Origin of the sequence: Desulfonatronospira sp. MSAO_Bac3, from assembly GCF_003838035.1 — a bacterium.
GTDB lineage: Bacteria > Desulfobacterota > Desulfovibrionia > Desulfovibrionales > Desulfonatronovibrionaceae > Desulfonatronospira > Desulfonatronospira thiodismutans.
On the sequence record NZ_QYZY01000091.1, the window covers coordinates 1 to 1,142 of the forward strand.

General features: G+C 50.4%; 1 protein-coding gene. It reads right to left on the reverse strand.

The window, feature by feature from the left end; translation table 11 throughout:
* On the reverse strand, nucleotides 1-1,142 hold a 1,142-nt coding region (locus D5S03_RS03360), incomplete at both ends, for a PAS domain-containing protein (protein ID WP_287042667.1).

Genomic DNA, 1,142 nt, shown 5'->3' on the forward strand with positions numbered 1-1,142 from the left:
GTCGATCTCTTTGATCAGGAGATCATAGACCTGCCGGTCCTCTGTAATATCCTCGTACAGGATAAATTCGGACCCTTCACACAGTTCGACCGGTTGAAAGAATATTAACTTTGTATCCCCATTCCTGCACCGAACCCAGAATTTCCGTGGTCTCGCCGTTCCCGGACCTAAAGCTGACCGGTCTGCCTTCCATGCCGCGATCACCTCTTCCCGGTATGATGGATCGGGATATGCCAGAGTGAACCAGTCTTTCCCGGCTGATATATCCTCGAGCGTATACCCAAACATCTCGGTGAACCGGTTATTTATGAACGTATAATTCCCATCCGGATCGATGATGGCGGCTGCCAGGGGCAGCAGCTCGATGACATTTCTAAACCGCCCCTCGCTGATACGAAGCTGCTCTTCAGCAATTTTTTGCCTGGTGATGTCCCGTAATTGCTCAATAATCAGGATAACATTACCTTCTTCATCTACGATTGGGTTGCTGCGGCAATCTAAAAAAAGGCCCAGTTCCGGAACAAACTTTTCAAGCTGCTCTTTCTGCCCACTCTGCACCGCTCTCGTGGTGGCACATGGCTCGCATTCCCGGTCACGCCCGATAATTTCATAGCATTTTTTCCCTTTCACCTCTTCTGGGGTCATGCCCAGCAGGTCATAGCCAGCCTTGTTGTAGCGCTCTATGCTGTGGTCAGGATGCTGGATGGCCAGAACGTCTGATATGTTATCCAGGACACCTTCAAGCAAATGCTGCTGGGCTCTTAGCGTCTCCTCAACCTCTTTGCGATCAGTGATATCCCGGCCAACAGACTGGTATTCACGGACAGTGCCATCATCATTAAAGAATGCCCGTGTGATCCATCGGTCCCAGACGATATCGTGATCCTGTAAAATGATCCGCTGATCAATCTTTCCGGTGGGATGATCCGGTGTGAGCTGGGCGAACAGGCGGGTTACCTTCTCACGATCATCTGGGTGGATGACAGGTTTGAAACGGGTCCCGATGAGCTCTTCCTCTGTTTTATTGAATCTGCGGCAGTATGCTTCGTTTACAAAGAGGTGTGTGCCATCCGGCAAAAACCTGCAGATGAACTCAGTCTGATGCATAACGACATTTCTGTAACGCTCTTCACTCTCCCGGA